This is a genomic window from Colwellia psychrerythraea (assembly GCF_000764185.1).
Classification (GTDB): Bacteria; Pseudomonadota; Gammaproteobacteria; order Enterobacterales; family Alteromonadaceae; genus Colwellia; species Colwellia psychrerythraea_B.
The window spans coordinates 112,637-137,489 of sequence record NZ_JQEC01000042.1 but is presented as its reverse complement, the minus strand read 5'-3'; the positions used below and the strand labels follow the sequence as shown (position 1 = coordinate 137,489).

Sequence of the window (24,853 nt, the reverse complement as noted above, 5' to 3'; positions counted from 1 at the left end):
TAACCTATAAAGCTAATGAATTAAGTTTTTGACGCTAAAATTCATAGCTGAACCCACCGTAGTAATAACGGCCCATTAGGTTATACCCAGATGTAGTTGGGTGAGCAGTCCAAGATTTATCGAATATATTGCGCGCACCCAAATATATTTCTGTTGAATCCGATAAATCATAAGCTAGGCGCGCGTTATGAACGGTAAAGCTAGGAGTTTCAGGGCGATCATAATCTTCGATAGTGGCATTGCGTTTAACTAAGGTTGAGGTGGTATGATCAACAGACCAATTAACTCTTACTGCGTTAATGCTGTAGTTAGCTACAAAGCGTCCTTTCCAATCAGGCGTATCATAAACACCACGCCAATTATAGGCTTCGTCAGTTGGTGAACTCTGATCGGACACTTGAATGGTATGAGTGGCATAAAGTGCAAAGTTTAAATCACCAAAGCTTGACTCAAGCGAATAATTTGCCTCGAAATCAATCCCTCGTCGTGTAAAAGCGCCTTTATTTACTGGCGCTTTTAAAACATTGCTAATATTTCCATCACTTTTTCGAGAAACGAGCGGGCAATAAATACTATTATTAATATCAATAGATTCGGCACAGCCATATAGAATTTCTGATGAGGAAGTATTTTCAATTGAGTCTGTTAAATCAATATCAAAGTAGTCAACGGTCAAAGCTAAATTATCAATAAAGCTGGGTTGATAAACTAAGCCTATTGTTAATGTGTCTGCTTTTTCTACTTCTAGAATTTGATTACCCGAGGTAGTTGTATCAGTACCATTGCCTAAATTGGTTTCAGAAGCAAAGTTCTCAGGGTCTTCTATACCAAAGGCTTGACAGTTAGCAATAACAGTCGATTTTTCATCTGCTGGTAAACTGTTCACATTGGTTTGGTCACAAGGGTCGGTTAAACCACTAGAGAATCCTGTGGAAGGGGCACCAAACATCTCTTTTAACTGCGGAGCACGTACGGCATGCGCATATGTTGATCTTAAAGCTATACCCTCAAAAAGACTCCAGTTTAATGCTAGTTTCCAACTAGTATTTTGACCCGAATAACTATAATCAGCATATCGAATAGCTGTATTTAAAGTTAAATCGTTAATGAGGAAAACATCACTAACCAATGGTACTTCTATTTCAGCAAAAGCCTCAACAATGTTGCGCGCCTTTTTCCATGGCAGTTTTTGACTACCAGAAAGATCTTCATCTTGCCAAGTATCATCGACTTGAACATCTATTGACTCACGTCGGCCTTCGATACCCGCAGCAAACATTAAATCACCCGCAGGTAATTCATAGAGGTCGCCTGACAAACTCGTTGAAAATAAGTGTTGCTCGCTAGTAATTTGTTGACCAAAAGGATCAAGCCTAACATAGTCAACAACCTCAGCATTCATTGGCTGTAGAGAGTTCCATGCTGGACAAGACATGTCTTCTACGCCGCAAATACCGTTGGCACCATAAGTATGATTATCAACTCTGCGATAGTCATTAGCGTTGTTAAGGCGTAACACGTCTGTCTGTGTAATGCCGGATGAAACATAAACGTCCCAAAGCCAGCCATTAGCAAACTCACCCTCTAGGGTGGCACTTATTGCCAGTAAATCACGATCAGTACGACTTGTTCTTGGGCCAAGATCATTCAAGGTGTAAGGTGCTTTATACCAGCCGCCATCACTGTCTAATAAGTCCCACACTTCTTGAGATAATTCAACGTCATCGGCAAAGTCACTGCTATTGCCCCATGAACCATAGCTAAACTCTGGTGAAGTTGTATTTTGAGATTCTACTCCGGTATAACGTATGTCTGTGGTTAACTGTGTTGTATCACTAAGGGCATAGTTAAATAATAAATAAAGGTTATGACGCTCATAAGGCGACCTCACTTTACCATCAGCAGCAGGATCAAAGCCGTTAGGATTTAATAATCGGTAAGAGTTATGAATATCACTGCTGTCAAATAAGTAATCAGCACCAACATTGGTTATATCATAATAATCAGAAAAACCAGTGTCGTAGTTCTTCGTTTGAATGATTTGCCCATTAATATTATAGTCAGGCCAAGTAATGTCATGTGCGATAATTTTAGCTGGAATACCGTCGCTATCTACATTTTCAGCATCAGGGTTATGTAACGGGTTTGTTATCCAGTCGGTTCTACTACCCGCACCTGAACGCTTAGCTGTTGCTGCATAACCTTGATCATAATAGTCATAAGAAAAAACAATGTTGGCATCGTCATTTAAAAAATTATGACCGGTAGTTAGCGTAAAACTTTTCTCTTTACCATCGTTGTAACCTGACTCACCAATTTGTCCACTTACTCTTGTGCCCTCATAGTCTCTTTTCAACACAAAGTTAACCACACCAGCGATTGCATCTGAGCCATAAGTAGAAGATGCACCACCAGTTAAAATATCGGTTCGCTCTAATAAGTCGATGGGGATAAATCCAGTATCTGTCACTAAAATCCCATCATCTTTGGCTGATTGCACAATACGACGGCCATTAACTATGGTAAGGGTTCTTTCTGAGCCCAAATCACGTAAGTTTGCGGTATTTAAACCGGCATTACCAAAAGAGTAATTACCCGTTGAGCTGTCATTACTTAGAGAAAACTGAGGCATTTTAGTGAGCAAATCGTTCACATTCATAAAGCCAGTGTTTTTAATTGATTGGTGATCTAGTGATACTACGGGTGAGGGTGTATCGGTATGAATTCTCGCAATACGTGAACCAGTTACAGATATTCGTTCGACGTCTTTCTCTTTAAGAGTCGTTTCCTGTTCTGCAAAAGCTTGCTGAGAAAGAATCAAGCTTGTCGCTACTGCTGTACATATAAGTGAGTGCTTAAAAAATTTATTGTTCATTGTTTTTATCCCCATTAATTTTTAGCTATTTTTTTTATCGTTAGATTTTATAAACGTAACCTTCAATACAAAATTAGAAGCTATTAGCTTTCAAAATTTATAAGTTCCATTTATATTTTTTAACTTATAGTCAGGTCATTTTGGGGTTACCGCATGTATTTTGTTGTCACATATAACTTCAGATTACAGTAGGTAACTTAACTAAATTAATGCCGTTAAGAATGATGAAAAGACAATAATCAGCTAACATCAGCTAGCATTAGTTATGATTGGGGGGGCATAGGAATAGCGTATTTATCAATATAAGCTGGGTATTTTCTTGGTAAGACATTCTGGTTGAGGGATGATATACCGCAGTTTAGAGATCATACGAATTAGGCTAAGGCTAATATATGAGGCTTATATATAACTCTTATGTTGATAAAATTCAGTATGGTTAATTAATGTATATATCTAGCTATCAAGATCAGTGAAAAACAACTATCAATCCCTCGCTGTTAACTAACACTTTAGAAAAAAAAGACACTGACGCCACTTAATTACACAGTAAAACAAATGAAAGTGTGCATGTTTGTGCATCGAAAAGATGAAAATCTCCGTAGGTATATTGATGCTAAATCTGTGTAGATCCGTCGAAGACACTTGAGTCAATTGAAGGGGGTTTGATAGTCACATAGCTAATTTAAAATATATTAGATAAGTGGCGGGAATTTCATGTTTTTATTGGCTACATCTAGATAAAGGCAATTAAGCATTATCTATTTACTCCTATTTCTAATTAGTTTACCCAACCTAGTGAAACCTTACCAAAGATAACCATTGGCTTTCGCCACTATCGAAGCAATTTAATTTTTAGTACTAATAACATTGTATACAAAAACTCATTTTGTATACAAGAGCGCTTACCTCTCGTTAGAAGGAGTCTTCTCGAGGTAAGCCGTTAATAAAAGTTAGGTATAAATAAAGTTACTAATAATACCAAAAACAATAAAAATATAAATTAAACAATGAGATAGGAAGTTATTATGAATTATCAAATAATAAAAAATCTTCTCACCGCTGTAACAGTAATCACAACTCTCGTTACCTCAGTGAATAGTAATGCAAGTGAAACCGAAATGTGTGGCAACTCCACCACAACAGGTAATGCCCTGACCCTTGGGCAAAAAGAATGTACTACCGGCAACGGTCTATATTTTTGGGTTGATATTGAAAATGATGGCACGCCGTTACAAATATCAACCTTTGGTGGCACAGGTCAAGCCGACATCCTAACCAGCACAGCAGGTTGGGCAACGGGTAGCAGAAACGATAACAGAACAAATAACCCAGGCACGGTTGAGCAACTCGATTTAGTGGCTGATGAAGGCAGACTTTACATCAGCCTTTTTGGCAAGCACGAACAAGTAAGCTTTAAAGTTCAAGATACATCAATTAATGATGGCATGTGTGGTGCCAAAACCTTAAGTGGCAATGCCTTAACATTAGATCAGCAAGAATGTATTTCAGGCAACGGACTCTACTATCATCTTGAAGTTGAACAAGACAATACCAATATCACCATCACTACCTCGGGTGGTACGGGTGATGCTGATATTTATATTAACCAAGGGAAATGGGCGACACGATCACGTTATACTGAGTTTTCTGAAAATGAGGGTACTGAAAATAGCTTAATAGTTAATGCTGATAGCGGACGTTTATATGTCAGCATCTTTGGTAAGAACCAAGGAGTTAGCTTATTGGTTAGTGCAATTTCAAGTTCAGATTCAGATGACTATGTCGTTATCGATAAAGATGTCCCAGTAAATATTCCTTTACCTGAGCTTAATTCGATCAGCGAATTTACTGACACTGTAAATCAAATTATAGCCAGCTCTTGGAGTGATTGGTCTGCCATATCTAGTGGTTCAATAGACCCTATCACCGATGTAGCCAACGCTATTCACTTCCTTGCGGAACAAGATGATATAAACAGTATTGATTTAGATCAATTAATGTACTTTTTAAAAAATTATAGCTTCAATGGTCCTTATCAAGACTTTACTCGTGATGAAGCGCAACGTCTGAGTAATGCTTTGCAAGCGGTGGCTAAAATGAGTGAGTTTCACTCAACTAATGCTCCCGTTGGTTTAATTCAAGAGAGCTACGCAACCGCAATGCTCAACTTTACTAACTCACCCATTAGTGAGTATTTTGCAGAGCAACTGCCACACTTACTTGCTCTGCTGCAAGTATATTCAGAGCTTTCAGAGCCATACACCCATGCAAATTATGGCGCCAGTACTAACCAGCTTCTTAAAGCTGTTTATGACATGGCCTATTATGCTGATAACAGCAGTGCTTTACACTCAGCATTTAATGACAATATGTTAAAAGTGATATCGGTGTTACGCAGCTATGGTTTAGGTGAAACCGGTTTAGACTTACGCTGGGATGATGATAAAGATAAGAAGTGGATTTTAGGGCATTTATTCATTGCCTTAGGTAATGTTAGTAACATAGCCGATGAAGCCACCCAAGCACGTATTGATAGTATCATCATTGAAATTTTTGATAAGGTGACCAATGATATCTCTGTAGATACGGCAAAAAAAGAAGTGACAGCCACTTTCTTGGAAACAACAAACCGCCTATGTGATGAAAATGATGCGCTTGCACAATACTGTATAGCAAAACCGACAGTAGATGACATTTTATCAATCAACTACCAATGTAACGACAATATTCTTATTCGCTCACAAGCGATGACAAACGATCAATTTGTTAACGCTTGTAATAAGATGACTGCAATTGAAGATAAGTTTCATGCTTTCTTTGCAACCAACAACATCCCTGTTGCTGACGACAATAATCAAAAGTTAGAGGTGGTAGTTTATGCCTCACCTGAAGATTATGATGAATATGGCTACGAATTCTTTAACCATAGCACTGACAATGGTGGTATTTACCTTGAAGGCGATCCTTCTGTAGTGGGCAATGTGGCAAGATTTCATGCCATGGAATGTCCTGATGCTTGGGTACCGTATTCTTGTGCAGCCGGTGGTGATGTTTATAACTTAGAACACGAATTTGTTCATTATCTTGATGCTCGATACAACTTATATGGCAAGTACAGTTACCATGACAATACCGTTTCGTGGGCCGAAGGTTGGGCTGAGTTCATCTCTAAGGATGTTGGTAATGAGCGTAACTTAAACTCTGTAGTTGGTGAATTTATCCCGCCATTAGATAACATCTTGTTTATGGAGTACGGCTTTAGCAACCTATACCCGTGGAGCTATCTTGCTATGCAGTATCTTTCACAAGAAAGATCCGCAGATGTAGCACTACTTGTCGAGGCACTACGCAAAACAGATAAAAGCTTATACCAAACCGAACTTGCACGTATTTCTGCAACAGATGGTGATGGTTTCCTTAATTGGGCACAGAACAATACTGATGCGGTAGCACCACCGCAGCAAATAATTCCAGCCGCAAATACTTTTGGCAGCTGTGATTTAGTTTATCAATATGTACGTGACTCGAGCGTATCAGCCACCGTTAGTATTACTAACAGCACAGATACTCCGGTAACTTTATATTGGGTAGATAGCAGCACAGGTGAAGTAGATTTTGATTACCCATACAAAACCTTAAATAATGGCGAAAATTATACTGCTGACAACTGGAAGAAAGGTGATCGTTTAGTTGTTGCCGACCAAGTACGAAATTGTTTAGGTGTAGCAGTTATGACTGAAACGGTTAATACCTACACAATCAACCAAACAATGGTAGCCGATGCTATTACTAGTGAAATAATCCCAGCAGCAAATACACTAGGCAGCTGTGATTTATTAAATTGGCATGAACGCACAACTGGCGATGCAGCAATAAGTATTACCAATACCACGAATAATACAGTTAAGCTTTATTGGGTAAACCCTTCAATAGGAAAAGCGGACCTAACTAAAAATTATCAAACCTTGGAAAAGGGCGATAGCTATAACGCGATTACATGGACACAAGGTGATCGCATGATGATTGCTGATAGTGAAGATAGTTGTGTAGCTGTTGCGGTATTAACCGAAACAACAAACAATTACACAGTAGATGCGTCTTTATTTGATATAGATGACAATTCAGAGCCGTTAACAGGTGCAGATGTTTATCTTAGCCTTGATGGTACTGCTCTTGTTAATCAGCTAGCCAGTAATGATAGTCAAACTGTCAGCCCTCTCTTTCAAGTAGTTGGTACTGATGCAGCACAATTATTCTCTGAAGAAAATGTTACATCTGTAGCCAAGGCTATTGAGGAGCGTGCACTAAGTTATTCAGGAGAAGATACTACTGGTCTTGAGTCGATGATGTATTATTTACGAGCGGCTTATTATGTTCAGTATTATTCTCCTGAAGATATTGCTGAATATAGCTCAGCTGCTCAAGATAATATTATTAATGCACTAAATGTTTTCTTTAATAACGACAATGCATGGCTTGTAAGTGATGAAAATGCACCCGTACTAAGAGAAGCAATCACTTTAATAGATTCTGCAAATTTAGGCTCGAAATTTAACCATATTATTCTAAAGGTACTCGCAGAATATAATGAGCAATGGAAAAATAATCGGGGTATGAATGGCGCAGCAAATGCAATATTCACCATATTATTCCGCGCTCAATGGGATGATGAAATGCAGGCCATTTTTGCCTATGATGACAGTATATTAGATGCCTTAAATAATTTTCAATTAATCCACAGAGACATCTTAGATACTGACGCTGAATATGTATTGGTCAATGCGGTAAGAGAATTAGGTCGCTTGTATCATATTGAAGAAATGATCCCAAGAGTTAAGGTGTTAGTTAAGGGTGTAATTGATTCAACCAATAAAGATGATAACACCAAGGTAATATGGTTAGCTGCTGCGAGTATGGCTGATTATTATGATCGCGCTGATTGTGGTTATTATGATATGTGTGGTTTTGCTTATATGTTAGAAAAAGACACATTGTCTTTTAACTATAAGTGCTCTGACAGCTTAAAAATACGTGCTCAAGAACTATATAATGATCAGGGTGAGTGGATTTGTGGTGTTCTTGGACAACAAGAAGCTAACTTTCATCTAATACTTGAAACATTAGAGATACCTGTAGCTGATGATAACAATACCTCGCTTGAGTTAGTTGTTTTTGACTCTTCTGACGAATATGGCACCTACGCTGGGCAATTCTTTAATATTGATACCAATAATGGTGGTATGTACCTTGAAGGTTCTCCAAGCAATGATAAAAACCAAGCTCGCTTTATTGCTTATGAAGCCGAATGGAAACGTCCTGATTTTCATGTTTGGAATTTACAACATGAGTACGTTCATTATTTAGATGCACGTTTCAATCTCTATGGTAGTTTTTCGGCAGGTTTGTCAACTGACACAGTGTGGTGGACAGAAGGACTAGCTGAGTACATTTCAAACCTTGATGACAATACTAGAGCGATTGATTTAGGAAAAAATCAAGAGTATGCCTTGTCTGAAATCTTTAAAAATGATTACTCTGTCGGTCAAGACCGTATTTACCGTTGGGGATATTTAGCGGTAAGGTTTATGTTTGAAAATCATCTAGATGATGTTAATCAAATATTAGCTTACTTAAGAAATAATCAATATCAAGACTATCAAGTGTTTATCGACAATATAGCGACTAGTTATGATGCAGAATGGAACTTATGGTTAGTAAGCGACTTATCAACACAACGCAGTGGTATTGTTGAGTTTGGTCCAAATGATGATGAAGCATTAAGCAGTGGCCAAGCCGGCAACTGGGAAGGTGAACCTGTCACTATCAGCACGGATTTCTCTCCATGTGTAGTTGAAAACCCTGAAAATGCTTATGACAAAGAGATGCGTCATATTGCTTTTGATAGTACGGTTGAGTGTATAACCTCAGAATCTGGCAGAGCATCATTTTCTATACCAAACCCTGATGGCTTAGCATCATCTTTACTGATAACCACCTCTGGTGGCTGGGGAAATGCTGATATTTTATATAAAATTGATGGTAGACCTTCCGCTGAAGATAATGACGGCATGGCAAATGGTAATGGTAATAACGATAGTATTACTGTTGAGCTATCGGCTGATGTCTATTGGCATTACATCACCTTAACGGGTGACTTCGGTGGCATGAAACTGCAGTTAAGCGTGCAATAATTATCATAACGAGCTAAAGGTCGCGAATTATGTGGCTTTTAGCTCAGCTATTTACCAGAGTCATAAGGATTAAAAGATGAAACCAATAAAGTTATTGATCATGGTTTCCGTAACCGCCGCTATTACAGCATTTGGATATCAACTCATATCAAGTGATGAAGAGAACGGACTTGCAGAGCCTGTTGAAGAAATAACAGGTCAGAGCAATATTCAAAATAGTCGCATTATCCATGGTGAGGAAAACGAAAGTGCTTACCTAGCGAGTACCAAGAACACTACGGAAACAACTCGTCAAATAGAAAAAAGTAAACACCAGCAAGAAGAAGCACCACGAGAAGTAAGAGGCTATTCGAGACCAGCTCCACCTCCACCTCTTACCGCGAACCAATCAAGAGATGCCAGAGATAACGTAACTCAAGGACATGGCCATGAACATGCTCCGGTTAGCCGAGCAAGGAAGGTAAATGAACCAGCACCGCCATTAGGTGCAAGCAATTAAGTTGTCCCTGCTAATATAATATATTCAAAACGCTGCTAGTCAGCGTTTTTTTATTAGTTGTTTCTTTGCTGTTATATATTCTATAAATAAGCTGAGTCTAGTTACCCTCTATTACGCACGCCACCATATATACAACTCAATAGTTGCCAATATCAAAGGAAAAACTTTGTGCAACAAGCTTCAATATCTACTAATAACCAGCTATAAGTCACTAACGAAGACAATATTGATAATATTAACAGTAGCTTATGCCGTAAGGTTACATAAGGCACCATCATAATTGGTAGGTTGGCTTTTACTCTAAAATACTGCCAAATAGAGTTGCATCAAATGTTTACTACTTAGCCATAACTCAATATTCTTGCTGTTTGTTGAGTCATTAATCTAATGGTAAATCATCTGATGGACTTGTGCCCCGAAGAATAGTTATATGAATTAAGCCTCGTAAAATTATTTCAGGTGATCCTTTGCCGCTCATTTGAGCGGCTTTTTTTTTTAATAAAAATATTATACTCTAACTATAACAACAAAAAACTGGGTACAAATATATGATAACAGTTCGCCTATGAGTGAAATCCTACCTCATCTGTTTCAAGTAGGAGATTGGCAAGCAGATGCCAATCAGAATTTGATGTGGCATGGAAGTCGTAAAATTCATCTTGAGCCTAAAGCCATGGCTATTCTTCAATATCTGGTAATGCATGCTAATAATGTAGTTTCTAGAGAAGTTTTATTTGCCGAATTTTGGAAAAACCAAGTTGTCACTGAGGATGCTCTCAATCGAGCAATGTGGAATATTCGCCGTTCTTTAGGTGATACTCCGAATAACCCCCAATATATTGCTACTATTCGCAATAGGGGCTACAAATTAATTGCTCCAACAACAATATTAGAAGACCCCCGAGTTAAAGAACACCAAGCATCAGTCCTGAAAAATATAGAAAAAAACCTATCATCTAAAAATGCTGCAGTTGACAAACTAAAACTAAAACCAAAACAAGCTCAGGTAAAATCAACCACTAAAGAGTCATCATTTTTTGACAGATACCCGTTGAAATTATGGCAGACTTATTCAACTATTGTTTTAGTCCCCCTAATCCTGGTAGGCCTATTTAGCACTGTATTCGACACTCAGGAAAAGTCAGATAGCTCTCAAAGAAAGCTAAGTCGTCTCACTTATAGCCAAGAGCAGAATGTTATGCCTGTGGTTTCTTACAATGGTGAGTCACTTGTCTACGTAGCCAGAACTAAAGGTAAACCAAACCAATTAAAACTATTAAATAAAACTAACAACCAAACGTATTGGCTTGGTAATAAAAAGCATAATTATAGCTATCCAACTTTTAACAAAGACAATGTTTCTTTAGCTGTTATCTCAGACCAAGTAAATAAAAGTGAGCTGGCGATAATTAATGTTAACTCCAATGATATTCAATCGATTATTACGCTTAAACAAACAAGTCATGGTTTAAGTTGGCACCCCGAGCAAAACTTACTTGCTTACACTCAGGCCCACCCGGAAACAGGCAGGCCTAGTATCTTCATTGTACATACAGAACTAAAGCAACCCCAGCTGCTAACTCATAGCGGAACGGGGATAAAAGATCAGTTACCTAAGTTTTCTCCGGATGGAAATCGAATTGCTTTTATCCGACATTTTGCCTATCGGGAGCAAGCTTTATTTGTGGTGGATTTACAAGGTGAAATGCAAAGGATAAGCGCTAATTTTTCCCAAATACTAAGTTATGTCTGGTTAAATGATAAGGAGTTGTTGCTATCTTTAGCAAAGGGAACGTCAAGGTTATCACTGACAGGTAAGTTAACTGTTGAAAGCATTAATAGTATTGAGAACAATAGCTTTAGCACGCTCGATATGCATTTCATTGCTCGAAATGAACAGTTAATTTTTAGTCAGTCTAAGCAATCAACTCAAGTGGTAAATTATCCACTGAAAGACGCAAATCTAGGTCATAACCTAACCATTTCTCAAGCGAATGATACTGAAGGTGATGTTAGCCAAAATGGACGGAATTTAGCTTTTGTGTCCAACCGCACAGGGCAGTCTGAAATTTGGCTACTTCAAGGTAATAATCTATCTCATATTGAGTCAAGTATTGCTGATTATATTTATGATTTACGTTGGTCGCCGGATAGCACAAAGTTAGTTGCAACCTTAAAGGTTAAAGGTGAATATTATTTATTTAATTATCAAATTGACACAAATCAGCATAGTAGAATTGCATTAGGTCAAAGCCCGATAAATATTGCTGACTGGCAAACAAACCAATTAATACTTTTCACGCAAAGACAAAAAGATAGCTGGTATTTATTTCAATATGACACGGAATTGCAACAGAAGAAAAAACTATCAGACTTAAACATTTATCAAGCTAGACTAACACCTGATAAACGGCAAATAGTTTATACAAGCCATAAAGCTGCTGGGATTTGGTTATGGGATAGAAACACAGTGCCTAACTTGATAGCAAATTCAACACAGTATGACTTACCTAGAAATTGGTTTGTTGATGATGAGTTTTTATATTATCTATCATCCTTTGAAAATATAAACCAAAGCGAGCTATGGCAGCTAGATTTAACTAAAGGGGAGCAGCACAGAGTGGGGATTTACCCTATGCTGGAGTTAAGCTCTCGTTCAAAAAAACGAATCTATAACTTTACGGCGAGTAAAATAAGTCAGTTAAATGGTGATATTTGGTCAGTGGACCTGCAACCTTAATGTTGAACCATCAAATAAACCTCGGGTGAGTTTCCCTTGTTCAAGCAGCAATAACTCACCTGATTCTCCTAACTTTATACTACTATCTATTGCGATAATTTTATTATTAAAAAGCCCCATCACTTGTTCTTGTGATGTATGACCAACAACAATATGATTAATGTCGAAGTAGTTTAATAACTTATCGACATCCTTCTCAGGGAATTCTTCAGTAAAGTAACCTCTAAACCAAGTAGGTCCCTGGTTATAAAATAAAAAGTTTAAGGTATCATCATTTTTTATTTTCATTTTTTCATCATCAATATGTCGCCGAAACAGTTGATTGACTTGCCCGATAGTTAACTTTCTATCAATCCATTGTAGGCTGATACCACCATGAAGAAATAAAGCATCATTTATTTTAACGAGAGTATGTTTACTACGTAGCCAAGTTCCTATTTCTGTGTTTTTATCATAAAGTTGGTTATAGCTGCGACTGAGTAATTCTTCAGTGACTTTATATTTTTCATGAACATAGCGAAGATCGCCCATAAAAACCATTTGTTCATGATTACCCATTAATAAATGTAACCGTCCACCCGCTTGTTGCGCTTGGAAATCAAGCTTATATAAAAGCCACAGTACTTCATTAACCTGCTCACCACGGTCAAACATATCACCGGTAATTACCATGTGGCCATCAGCAAAGCTCCAGTCGCCTTTTTCATTAATAATATGATGATTAGTTAAAAGCTCAACTAAGACATCAAATTGGCCATGTATATCACTTAATGCGACTATTTTTTTTACACCTTTATATACATTTTTAGCAATGAGATGAGGCGCGGGGGTTAAGGTGGGCTCAGGTAATAAATCACAAGCTTTGGGGCGGTTAACTTTACTTTTGATCACGCTTGTTTGATGTACTGCATTCTCACATATCCAATAAGCTTGTTTAGAGCCTAGCTTATCTTCAAGTACATAAGGACCATCGCTAACAATCTTGGCGCCGAGGGGATCTTGCCAGTTAGCAATTAATTTTACATCAGCAAAAGCTTTATATGAAAATAATGAAACAAAATAAACCCCAGCTTGCGGGTTTTGATAGTTCACTGTCTCATTATTACCTGGCTTAAAGGGACGTTGATCCCAGTCACTTAATTTTGCAGCTTGACCATAGCGCACATACAAATCAGCATCACCGCTGCCGCCAGTCATTGTAATGTTTAAAGAAGGTACGCCTTCACCTATTGTTATTCTATATAAGTTTGAAAAAGATTTCGGCTGGGTGATTGAAACACTTTCAGCCTTGCCTGCCTGCAAATGACCTAAGTGCTCAGGCATTTCACTTTTGACACTAGACTGTAAATCAACACTAACATCAGATGAATTTTTTGAGGTTTGATGACCTTCAATAGGGGTATATGTTAATGCAAGGTCAAAACTTATATCGCTGCTTTGCTTAGAAAGTTGATGAACTTCAACAGCAATCAAGTTTTTACCTTGGTGCAATAAAGCACTTGAAATAGCATGTTCAACCCAGGCGCTTTCTAAAGTTGAATCTAAAGCTAAGGTATTATGGCTTTGATTAATGGGTAGGTTTAAACGAAATGCTTCACTACCATTAATATAAACAACAGCACCATCATCGGCTAAAACCCGCAGTTTAAGTGCGTCTATGCTATTTAAGTCTTTAATAGTAAAGTTTTTTGCAAAGTATTGAGTAATGGGTTTATTGGTAGGATCATCACCAAATGAAGTAACTGTTGTTTCTCCGCCATCGCCATAACCGAACTCGGCAAAACCACTCATCCATAAACTATGATCAAAATTGGCTTGATTCCAATGAGAGGCAGGGGATTCTGGTTTATCGTAATATTGCCACTGACTTGCTGGAGATATGAGGTCTGCACCTTGTGCATGGGTCATAACCAATCCAGCAAATATTGTGGCGCAAATATGCTTTAAGCGCATAATATGTTCCTATATATTTATCTTTGATTATTGGTGTGCCCCAATGGCGCATATTTTCTATATGCTTCTTATTATTGTGTTATTTGTATAACATCCCAATCAACATAATTCATCATGCTTGATTGAGTCAAGCAGAATTTATACTGTATGTTATTTTTTATAAATTACCGCTCAGATACTTTAAATACAATATCTTTTCTAACATTCACTTTAATTTAAACAATCCAAAACCATAGTAAAACCTCTTAAAGCCACCTCAAAAAAACGTTAAAAACAAGATGTAAATATACTATTAATACAATGTGTTACCACGAACCATAAGCTACCATCATGTTTCATCAGGTGTGATAAGTAGCATTCACAAGGTAAGTGATTTAAAAGTAGCCAACAAGAAGCTAATCATAATTACTTAAAGAGTCACAACGAAAAATTGTTCGTTTTTGTATTTGCTTCTACATGCTATGTATTGCATATTGTATATCAATACTGTTTTTCTGTTAAAAAAAAGCCCGAATACTAAGTTAATCCATAACAGATGAAAGGAAGAGTTACTTAAAGGACATAAGATTAACAAAGTTGTAATTTACCTGGAGTAAATATATGTCATTTAAAAAGTTAACTATAAGTACCGCTGTCATACTTGCCCTTTCAGCTTGTGGTGGAAGTGATAATAAAGTTGTAGTCGAAACTCCTGTCCCTGTTGTTCCTGACCCTGTTGTCCCTGATGCACCTTCGATAAATTTAGAAGAGATAATGCCTCACATTTCAACTTCAGAGCCGTTGAAATTTATCGTAGACCTACCTGAAGATGCTGAAACACTCGTAATAAATTTATTTAGTGGCGATGCGGGAGAGCCATTAGGTGATCCTGATCTATATGTTCGCTTTGAAGCAGAAGCCTCTGCAGGTGAAAACGGTGAATTTGACTGTTTCTCGTTTAAGTCTGACGGAGATAATGAAGCTTGTATCATTGATAAACCTTTGGCTGGCCGCTATCACATATTAATTGATGCTTTTGAAGGTGGTACAGTTACGGATGCTTCACTCTATGTAAGTACCGAAATATTTAAGGGTAATAAACTTTGCACCGACGTTGCTGTTCGTATTCGAGCACAAGAGATGACAGAAGAAGAACTTACTCAGGTATGTGATGATTTAACTCAGGCTAAAGCACAATTTAATACCGTCTTAGATGACACTATTACGCCTGAGTTTAGTCTTCCAGTTGAGGGCGATTTGAATGAAGTAACTAATCTTCATATTTTTTCTAGCCTATCTAATCATGTGGCTTGGGGGGAACACCTATTTAATCTTGATAATGATTCAGGAATTTACCTTGAAAGTGAAGCAACTAAATGGAGCCATCGCTCAGATATTATCACCTTTAATGGTTTAGAGTGGACTGACGGTTTCCCTGTTATTCGTTCATTACAACATGAATATATTCACGCATTAGATGCGCGCTTTAATAAAGAAGGTAACTATATATCAGCGAATGGTTGGTGGAGTGAAGGACTTGCCGAATATACCAGTACTTTCTATAACAGCCCCTACCGTCTTGTCGCGGTAGCGAATGAAGCAGAGAAATTTACCTTAAGTGAAGTATTTGATCATACCGCCAGTAAATATTCCTGGGGACAATTAGCCATAGCCTTTTTCATTGAGGAACATCCAGAGCTAGTAAACGGCATGTTGGTTAAAATGCGTGCTGGTGAGTGGGATGCTTTTCAAGAAGAGTTACTATTCCAAGCCCAAACATATCAAGACGAGTTTGTCACTTGGTACAGTGGTGAAAGTTTAACTCAGCAATTTAATAATAGTGTGCAGTCATTAGCGTTAGATGATTATCAAGCAATAAATGGCCGTGGCGGTTGGCTATATTCTGTTGAAGTAGCTGAGGGTGCAGACTCTCTCACCATTGCGACTAAACAAGGGGCGAATGATGTTGACCTTTGGATTAATTATGATTCAGCGGTACACCCCTCTTTAGATGACACCTTCACGTGTAGTTCAGAAACTGATGGTAATGACGAAAGTTGTACCATAGATAATCCAGCTGCCGGAACCTATTATGTTACCGTAGGCGCTTACCGACATTATAGCGATATTGTTGGTGCTTATTTAACCGCTTGTATAGGAGCAGATTGTAGTGTTGATGTGCCTGAGGAAATGCAAACCATTGAGATTAAAGAGCCTCATTTGCCACATTGGCCAAGTAAAGGCGGCATAGGCAGTTGTACTTTAGCTGAGCCTAATTACTCAACAGATACACCTGCCATTGCTGTTGCCATTACTAATACAACCGATTCTCCAGTGGGAATTAACTGGTTAAGATCTGATGGAGAGTCTTGGGATGGTCCATACGAAATGCTTGAAAAAGGTGATACTTGGCAGTCTACTTACTGGAAAGAAGGGGACCGTGTGGTACTTACTGATGCTGCAGAAAACTGCCTTGGCATTGCTTTATTAAATGATGAAGACAATCGTTTCGAGATAGATGAAGAGCTTGTTAAAGATGCTGTTAATGAAGTACAACTTCCTGAACAGGCAACTGCAATAATGGGCTCTTGTGATCTTGCTGTGCCTTATGATCGCGATAGTTCAACCGATGCTCCAGAGTTTCAAGTTGTTAATACCTCAGCAACTAAAGTTGACCTTCAATGGATAAGCAATACTACCGGTGAAGCCACTTCATCCGTTTATGCAACATTAGATGCTGATAACCCAATATTTAAAGCTGACAATTGGGTTGTCACAGATAGAATGATGATAGTTGATCAAAGTAGTGGCGATTGTATAGGAGTGCTGGATCTTAATGAAACAAGCAATATTTTCATTTTAGACTTATAAGATTTCCCTTATAAGTCTCACCTTAGTAGTGGCTAAGTAATGTTGGCCACTACTATATGTGTTCCTTACTCACTAATTAAAAGAAAAGCCTCTACATCGCTGTAGAGGTTTTTTTGTGGATGACCCTCACGACTAACTGGCTACAAAAATGAAAAAGTTTTTGTCATTTAACATCATAATAGTATTTGGATTCATTTCGCTTACTGCTTATTGCTTTCACTTTAACAAAAGCAATGAGAATACATTTTTAAGAACCAGGTATTTGATAGAGATATAGCTGGCGTTTGTGATTGAGAGCAAAGACGTTATTGGCTATTTGGAAATGACTATAAAACCTCTATGAGTGAAGACCATACTCAAATTATTTTATTTTCATCTAGATCGGATCTGAGTTTTGTTAGAAACGGTAAAGCGTTAGTAAAGTCGTCAATAGAAATATTCTTAAGCACAGGGCTCAAGCTCTTCATCGTTGCTGCAATAGATTGTTCTCTTATTGCTTTGCCTTTTTCAGTAATAAAAATCTGTTTAACCCGACGATCTGCTAGGTTTTCTTCTATATGGATCAGTTCAAGTGCTAATAATCGATTGGTAGTATTGGTCATTGCGCCTTTAGTGACCTGAAATGTTTTAGCTAACTTTGCTGGGGTTGTAGCTTCTCCAATGCGGACTAAGTGAGACAACACTTTAAATTGTGAGGCTTTCATTCCTAAAGGTAGGCTTTTCTCTAATAAGTGAGTACTTAACTGATTAACGATTGCTACCTCAGTAAATACTTGAAATATGATACCTAAGTCTTGCTCTTTCATTTTATTTCTTTGACTGGTTAATGATAATTTTCAGTGAATATCTGACCACGAATTGCGCGGACTTGCCTTAATAGAAGCTCATACTCTCATTAGGATCATACTGCTAGAGTGTAAGTAGAGCGATCTCAACTATATCATGGATATTAATGTAAATAGACTCGATTTTATTTGCATGGCTTATCATGCCTTAATCGAGCAAGTTTTATGTTATTGCTAACGGGTACCACTTTATAGTTTGCACAATTGTTAATTGTGCTAGACGCTTTGTTGCAGTGAATTAATTTATTGAGAGTTATTCTTTAGATAATTCTTTTTGTAACTCTGTAATAAAGGCCAGAGCCGCAGAATTCATACTTATTTCAGCGGGAGCTAAACGATCAAAGCGAGCGGTAAATTCTGTTAAAGGTGTCCACTGAGCAAAATTTAGCTGCACAATAGATTGTTTGGTTTTTGCATCAAAGGCGACAAACTCAACAGCAACCCCTCCGCGGTCTAAAGGGAGAAACAGTGCTATTGTCGATAACCAATTTAATGGCTCAGACACTGTTTCAACTCGTGTAACGGCGGCTCTGATGTGAATGTCCGAGACTTTATGAATGTCTGAAAATTTAGCTAACTCAGTTTCTAAAGAGCTTAGTAAAATAGTATTTAAAATGTGCTGCTCTTTTACGGTAATGAGATTGGCTTCGTTAATATGCCAGCTAACAGCAATTTGTTTTGAGTCAGCCTTAAATACTTGGCTCTCTGCGAATAAAGCTCCAGAGTTTGTGGTTTGCATGTTTGAACAAGCACTTAATGAACATAGTAGTAAGCTGGTCTGTAGAGCACTCGCTAATTGTTTTTTTTTATCCATAACTTTCATATATCATCCCTTTTTAATTTTATTGTAATAAATATAGTTTAACGTTAAATTAAATATAGTTTAGTGTTAAACTATATTTGTTGCAATAAAACTATTGGGAATAATTAGAAATAATATAAATTATAGTGATATTTAATTCGCTAGTGGCACAACCATCAGAATAACAATGGCTCAGGGCATCAAGTGGTGACTGCATACAATGAATTTCAGCCATTTTATCAGAAACAAACTTGGCTTGAACATGGTGCGCTGTAGGTTTGGAAAGTAAGCTAGGAAAGCTTGATAGAATTTAAACAATTAAAGCTTGGTGGTGGTGCTTGTTAAAATAATTTTTTATGCAGTTTCGAATTAACTTATTAGCTTATAACATTGAACGGCCGGATAATATTGAGTCTATGGTATTGGGGGGCAACTATTTTGGCGGCAATAGGCAGGGCATTTGGAGTGAAGAAGCAGTCCCGGAAAGTTTGTATGGCAACACTGATTTTTTGAAGAGAAGTTATTTACAATAACCTTGTTGCGGGTTGGCATAATGCAATAGATAAATGCTTTACTGAGAACAATGAGCCAAGCAAATAACACTTGAAATAGTACCAAGAATAGCACTGATAATTATGTGAATTAGCACTTTTAAGGCCTAAACTTTAAAAGTGCTAAAAATAACTAATTTACGCTGAACGTTTTAGTAATCGTTACCGGTTCAAAGCGAAAGTTACCGCGAATTTTGGCACTGAGCAAGCTACCTTTGGCTAAGGTTGTATTCACTGCTCCGCTGTCTAAATCTATTTCATCACTACGGTTGCTTGACCACTCTATGGTAATACCCTCAATATCATATTGATCGAGGTTTGTAGGTAAATTAAATGTGCCACTGCGATAATAAACACCTGTGCGATTTTGCATTATTATGCCGGCGGTCAAAAATTGTTGTGCAGCCCTAACTGGTGAGCCAATAATGCTATTTGCGTTTAAGTAGTTAATGGTATCGGCACCTAAAAGGTATGCATCACCTGTAGTGTAAACCACTTTGTCAGACAGTACTGCAACTTGCTCTATGGTATTGTCATAGTCGGTTAACATTGGCTTGATGATGAATTCAGCATTGTTGTGTTTAATCAAGCTAATGTTTTTATCATTAGCTACCACCGTCATTTTAGCTATGGGGTTGCTGCTTAAAATACTTGGTGGGTAAGGGAGTGTTAATGTCTTATTCAAGATGAGCTTATTATCAATAATATCTATAAAGCTAAGCTCTTCTTGGTCAGTATTGATGGCGGCAAGTTGTTGCTCACCGCTAAAATGAACTTGATTAAGTTTTTGATTACCATATTGATAACTGGCTAATAGTTTCATGGTATTGGTATCAATTAATACTAACTTTCCGCTATCAGGTTCGGTATAAGCTAGCAACTCACCGTTGGCAGATAAGGCGATTTGTTTCAGTTCAATAAAGTCAGGCACACGATAACCAAAGTCAGGTGTTAGTGCTAGGTTAGCACCGCCAAGACGGTAAATAATATGGCCTAAGCCATCATCAAGTACTACCGCGAGTAATTTACTGTCTACACTACTTGCCATAGTAACCATTGCGTCGTTATAACAACTGGCTTCACTGTCAAAAATAGGGGGGATCACTGTCGGTTTATCTATTACCGGGACTGATGTTGATGCCGAAGTGTAGCCATCAATATTACTTATTTTCAAGCGTCTACTTGTTGTGTTTTTTGCTGGTGTAAGGCTGGGATTAATATCGTTAGTCGACTGAACATTAGATAGAAATAAACCATGATCACCATTAGCATTACAAACATCAGTGATGCCTGTTGCTTCTTTGCTCGTCAGAATAAAGAAGTTATTGCTATTAATATGCTGCTTTATTTTATTGATATCAGTACTACGAGTTTGGTTTAAATAATCAAACCAGTCGTCATAATCATCATCGTCGTCGTCGTCGTCGTCATCGTGGGCATTATGTTTATCATCGTCATCTTTGGCACTTACCAGGTTCTCTGCTCTATTCGAACGTAACAATGGTGAATTTTTGTAGATGTATGTTGCATTACGTTGCTGTGTATTTTTGCTTTTAGCTTGATTCTCAATGTTGGTATAGGCACCACTATTTGCATTTAAGCTTATTAACTTATTATCACTGGTGACTATGATTGCGCGTCCAGTAACAGGGTGTAGGTCAAATTGACTAAATCTAACATTACTGTCTTCATCGAGTAAGTAAGAGTTACCAGTTAATAAATTTGGGTAAACAAGCGCATCAGCGTGCTGCTGAGAGGTTTGTACTTTAAGGTCATTGCTATAAACCATCAAGTCAACCATTGCGGCAATTGGCAAATAACGATTATCACTAGTAATGACTTGCGCTTTAATGATTGAGGAGATGATTTTATTGCCTTCACTGACTGGGCCATCAAATTTATCTAGCTTGCTAAAGTCTATATTGAGTTTTTCAGTTAAATAAGACTTAGCTTGATCTATGCTGCCATTTACCAATGGATTATACATTACTTCATTATTTATCAAGGTAGTAAATGGCGTTATTAATGAGCTGCCAGCGACAGCCGATAATGTGAAATCATCATAAACTGCAAGAATCGGGCTTTGGTTTGCTAACAACTCTTGTTCGCCTGTTAATAGCTCAACTTCACCAATATCACATTGGCCATTTAAATTACTATCAACACAACTTGATTTATTAGCGCTGTATCTAGGTTGTTCATATTCAGGGATCAGTGCATCGTTATTATCGGCGTCACTGTTACAGCCAAATAGCAGAAATGCACTAATAATAGTAACTAAAACAAAATATTTAAAGGACATGGAAAACTGATCACCTAATAGAAAATTGGCGAATTATCCCACTAGATAATAATAAGATCAACAACCTTAATGATAATTATTTTTATTTGCGTTATGTCTTTGCTCTAGGTAAAATACGCAAAAATTCACACTAATTAACTTATCGGAACATCATGTCACCATTTTATCGTAATTTTAAAGCTTTTCTACAAGACCAACGTGGCGTCTCGGCAATCGAATATGCAGTACTCGCTGCCATTATTGTTGGTTTATTGGTGTCGGCATTTGGTGGCGATGAAGGTTTAAGCTCGATCATAGAGCAAACTTTTGAAACCATTAAAACCAAGATCACTGAGCTTACTGCCGCAGAGTAGCTATTCATAATTGGGACACTGACGTTGAGCAATGTTTACCATTACCGTGATTATCACTTGCCTGCATTACTTAGTAGCTGGTTTATTAGTTAAGGCAAGTTATTTAGATTGGCGCTATCGACAGTTACCTAATTGGTTGTCTTTACTGGTATTGGTAAGTGGAATGTCAGTTTTATTATTACAACAGTTACTTGTTAGTGCACAGTTTTATGACTTCAGTCTGCGAATGATTACTGCTTTTTTGATTATAGTGGCGGCATTACCTGTTTATTACTTGGGTGGCTTAGCAGCAGGGGACATCAAATTTATTGCTGCATTATCGGTGTGGTTTGAATTTGAACAACTCAAGATTTTCTTACTACTAACAACACTCGTTGGCGGTTTACTAGCGCTAATAATTATCGGTTACAACGTAAGTTTGAACTTATTCAACTCACGTGACAAAGGTAATAAAACAACCATTATTACAGTTCCCTATGGCATCGCTATCTCACTTGGCGCGGCCTTTGTTTTAATTTAATTACAGATTTAGGAGTGCTGGTTTAGATGTTTTCGACCAGAAATATAATTTATTTAACTTTTAGCATCGCCGTTATTGGTGTTATTGGTATTTATTTACAGCTTAGTGGCACAAATTCACAAGCAATCAACGCTGTTATAGCCCATGATGAAAAAATTTCGGTATTAACTCTTAATACCGACTTAGATGCCGGCCAAGCCCTTTTAGCGCAGCATTTTAATTGGCAGTTAATCTCAGAGACACGAGCGCAAAAGCTTGTTGGTCTCATTAAGCGACAAGACTTTAACTTAGCAAGATTTAAAGGTGCTATTAGTCGCTATTCACTGAGTAGTGGTGATTATGTCCGTCTTGATAGTCTAGTTTTGCCCCATGATAGTGATTTTTTAACTAGCTCATTAACTAAAGATAAACGGGCTATGGCAATTAAGGTTGATGCCCAATCAGCTATTGCAGGCTTAGTTAGCCCAGGAGATAGGGTTGATGTGATTTTTTATCACAAACTAAAACGTAGTGAAGAGCAAGATGCTTGGCAGCTTGCTGCAAGTGCTTCAGTAAGGCAATTGGTTGTTAATGTGCGCTTAATTGCCGTTGACCGTCAACTCAACAAACAAGAAATTGATACCGATAACAATAGTAAAATTAAATATGATGATCACAGTACAGTAACCCTAGAAGTCAGTGTAAAGCAGGCGCAAAGGCTAGCAATAGCACAACAATTGGGTCGATTAAGTTTATTATTACGTGGTTCATCAGGACAATATGCCCAACTTGGTACCACTGAAAAACATAGCACTGATACCGTTTTTTCCGATATTTTACCGCAATTTGGCCAACATGCGCAGCGCGCACATATGGTCCTGATGCAAGGTGAAAAACAGGTACTTAGTCATGCTAAAGAAAAGCAATCAGGAGATGAATAACATGCGCTATTTATCTTTTATCAACCAAGTTAAATTAGTCTTATCTAGTTTGTTGTTTATCTATGCTGGGCAGAGCGTAGCATTAGAATTAAGCGTAAGTGAAGGTTATTTAATTAACTTACCCAGTAAAGCCACAACTATATTTATCGCTAATCCAAATATTGCCAGTTATCAGGTGCCAGCAGCTAATAAAATTTTTGTCTTTGGTCGTCAAGCGGGTAGTACTAACTTATATGCCCTTGATGGTAATGGTTCAGTGATTTTTTCAGACATAATCAAAGTGCAACACGATACTCGAGCACTCAATGCGCAAGTTACAGAATTGTACCCACAAGCAAGAGTTGAAGCTATTTCAAACAATGGCCAGTTATTGTTAAAAGGCACAGTCCCCTCAGCTATTATGGCAACCGCGGTAATTGAATTAGCGCGTAGCTATATGGTTTCGGCTAATAATGAAGCTGCCAGCGCGGGCGAGCAAAAAAATGCCAGTAATAGTAGCAATAATCAAGTATTAGAGCCTATTAATCAACTGGCGGTCACTTTACCTAATCAAGTCAATATCCGAGTACGTATTGCCGAGGTTGCTCGTACCGTTACTACCCAATTAGGTTTACATCCAGGTGAGAATTTTTTAGGTATACAAAATGCCAATTGGAGTCAGGCTAGTCTTGATAGTTCGAGTATGGATATCAATCAGGCAGTCGGTAAAGTGGTTGGTGTTGATATCTTTGGCAGCTTAAATAAAATTTTTGGTTTGAAGCTTAACTCTCACACCATAATGTTAGATGCTCTAGCAAAAGAAGGAGCTGCAAAGCTATTGGCCGAGCCCAACCTAACCGCTATGTCAGGCGAAACAGCTACTTTTATGGCGGGTGGAGAGTTCCCTGTTCCGGTGAGCTTAACGCAAAATAATCAAGTCGTTATTGAGTATAAAAAGTACGGTGTGTTACTTAATATAACCCCAACAGTGTTAAGTGACAGGCGTATTAGTTTAAAAATCGAACCCGAGGTCAGCAGCTTAGATTTAAATAGCGCGCAGACTTTTAATGGTTTATCTGTGCCAGGAATCAAGGCTAGGCGTGCAAAAACTACCGTTGAACTAGCCAGTGGCGAGAGCTTTATGCTGGCAGGATTATTGATGAATGACGAAAGTAATAGCGTCAGCAAATTTCCTTTTCTTGGTGATATTCCCGTGCTTGGCGCTTTGTTTCGTTCCACTAGTTACAATCGCAACGAAACAGAGTTAGTCATTATCGCCGAAGCCTACGTGGTCGAGCCATCACGTGAAAAAAATCTTGCCCTGCCGACCGATTTTTATACGCCATATAGTGATTTAGAACGTCTATTTAATGTTTCTTGGCAACAAGATGCTTTAGTGCCGAGTTTATCGGTTGATGACAAGCAACCTAGGTTGCTTGGTGACAACGGTTTTTACTATTGATAGCCACAAGA

At 37.9% G+C, this 24,853-nt stretch carries 14 protein-coding genes; 9 read left to right on the top strand and 5 right to left on the bottom strand.

The genetic code is table 11. The annotated features are described in order from the left end of the window. Positions 1-34: 34 nt before the first annotated feature. Complete coding sequence (locus GAB14E_RS08015; RefSeq protein WP_033083074.1) at positions 35-2,875, bottom strand: TonB-dependent receptor plug domain-containing protein; 2,841 nt, start codon at positions 2,873-2,875, stop codon at positions 35-37. Positions 2,876-3,900: 1,025 nt separating this feature from the next. Between GAB14E_RS08015 and GAB14E_RS24235 the strand changes: the two genes are divergently transcribed. The 3 genes from GAB14E_RS24235 to GAB14E_RS08025 all read left to right on the top strand — a co-directional run bounded on the left by GAB14E_RS24235 (position 3,901) and on the right by GAB14E_RS08025 (position 12,305). Further along, on the top strand, positions 3,901-9,066 hold the full coding sequence (locus GAB14E_RS24235) for a collagenase (RefSeq protein ID WP_052093802.1): 5,166 nt from the start codon (positions 3,901-3,903) through the stop codon (positions 9,064-9,066). Between the two features lie 76 nt (positions 9,067-9,142). After that, the gene (locus tag GAB14E_RS08020) at positions 9,143-9,565 is read left to right on the top strand and encodes a hypothetical protein (RefSeq protein ID WP_033083073.1); all 423 of its coding nucleotides are present in this window, start codon (positions 9,143-9,145) and stop codon (positions 9,563-9,565) included. A gap of 565 nt (positions 9,566-10,130) precedes the next feature. Further along, positions 10,131-12,305 carry a winged helix-turn-helix domain-containing protein gene (locus GAB14E_RS08025; protein ID WP_033083072.1) on the top strand — a complete coding sequence of 725 codons (2,175 nt, stop codon included), beginning with the start codon at positions 10,131-10,133 and terminating at the stop codon, positions 12,303-12,305. Here the strand turns inward: GAB14E_RS08025 and GAB14E_RS25360 are convergent. Further along, positions 12,285-14,258, bottom strand: coding sequence for a metallophosphoesterase (locus tag GAB14E_RS25360; protein WP_052093801.1), 1,974 nt, complete (start codon positions 14,256-14,258; stop codon positions 12,285-12,287). The genes GAB14E_RS08025 and GAB14E_RS25360 overlap by 21 nt on opposite strands. A 600-nt stretch (positions 14,259-14,858) precedes the next feature. Here GAB14E_RS25360 and GAB14E_RS08030 point away from each other — a divergent pair. Beyond that, entirely contained in the window at positions 14,859-17,108 is a 2,250-nt protein-coding gene (locus tag GAB14E_RS08030) for a collagenase (RefSeq protein WP_033083071.1), read from the top strand. Between the two features lie 356 nt (positions 17,109-17,464). Here the strand turns inward: GAB14E_RS08030 and GAB14E_RS08035 are convergent, their stop codons facing one another. Further along, positions 17,465-17,914, bottom strand: a complete 450-nt coding sequence (locus GAB14E_RS08035) for a MarR family winged helix-turn-helix transcriptional regulator (RefSeq protein ID WP_033083070.1) — start codon at positions 17,912-17,914, stop codon at positions 17,465-17,467. 292 nt (positions 17,915-18,206) lie between these two features. Then, positions 18,207-18,776, bottom strand: coding sequence for a hypothetical protein (locus tag GAB14E_RS24225; protein ID WP_052093799.1), 570 nt, complete (start codon positions 18,774-18,776; stop codon positions 18,207-18,209). A 335-nt stretch (positions 18,777-19,111) separates the two neighbouring features. On the opposite strand from GAB14E_RS24225, the gene GAB14E_RS24880 reads away from it, so the two are divergent. Then, entirely contained in the window at positions 19,112-19,288 is a 177-nt protein-coding gene (locus GAB14E_RS24880; protein WP_156115748.1) for a hypothetical protein, read from the top strand. A 151-nt stretch (positions 19,289-19,439) separates the two neighbouring features. On the opposite strand, the gene GAB14E_RS08040 is transcribed toward GAB14E_RS24880, so the two are convergent. Next, the gene (locus GAB14E_RS08040; protein WP_033083069.1) at positions 19,440-21,608 is read right to left on the bottom strand and encodes a hypothetical protein; all 2,169 of its coding nucleotides are present in this window, start codon (positions 21,606-21,608) and stop codon (positions 19,440-19,442) included. A gap of 152 nt (positions 21,609-21,760) precedes the next feature. On the opposite strand from GAB14E_RS08040, the gene GAB14E_RS08045 reads away from it, so the two are divergent. Genes GAB14E_RS08045 through GAB14E_RS08060 form a run of 4 tightly spaced genes read left to right on the top strand, consistent with a single transcriptional unit; the run spans position 21,761 to position 24,842 of the window. Next, the gene (locus GAB14E_RS08045) at positions 21,761-21,961 is read left to right on the top strand and encodes a Flp family type IVb pilin (RefSeq protein WP_033083068.1); all 201 of its coding nucleotides are present in this window, start codon (positions 21,761-21,763) and stop codon (positions 21,959-21,961) included. A 31-nt stretch (positions 21,962-21,992) separates the two neighbouring features. Then, on the top strand, positions 21,993-22,481 hold the full coding sequence (locus GAB14E_RS08050) for a prepilin peptidase (protein WP_033083067.1): 489 nt from the start codon (positions 21,993-21,995) through the stop codon (positions 22,479-22,481). Positions 22,482-22,507: 26 nt separating this feature from the next. Continuing rightward, the gene (cpaB, locus tag GAB14E_RS08055) at positions 22,508-23,401 is read left to right on the top strand and encodes a Flp pilus assembly protein CpaB (protein ID WP_033083066.1); all 894 of its coding nucleotides are present in this window, start codon (positions 22,508-22,510) and stop codon (positions 23,399-23,401) included. Position 23,402: 1 nt separating this feature from the next. Beyond that, positions 23,403-24,842, top strand: coding sequence for a type II and III secretion system protein family protein (locus tag GAB14E_RS08060; RefSeq protein ID WP_197061223.1), 1,440 nt, complete (start codon positions 23,403-23,405; stop codon positions 24,840-24,842). The last annotated feature ends 11 nt before the right edge of the window (positions 24,843-24,853 follow it).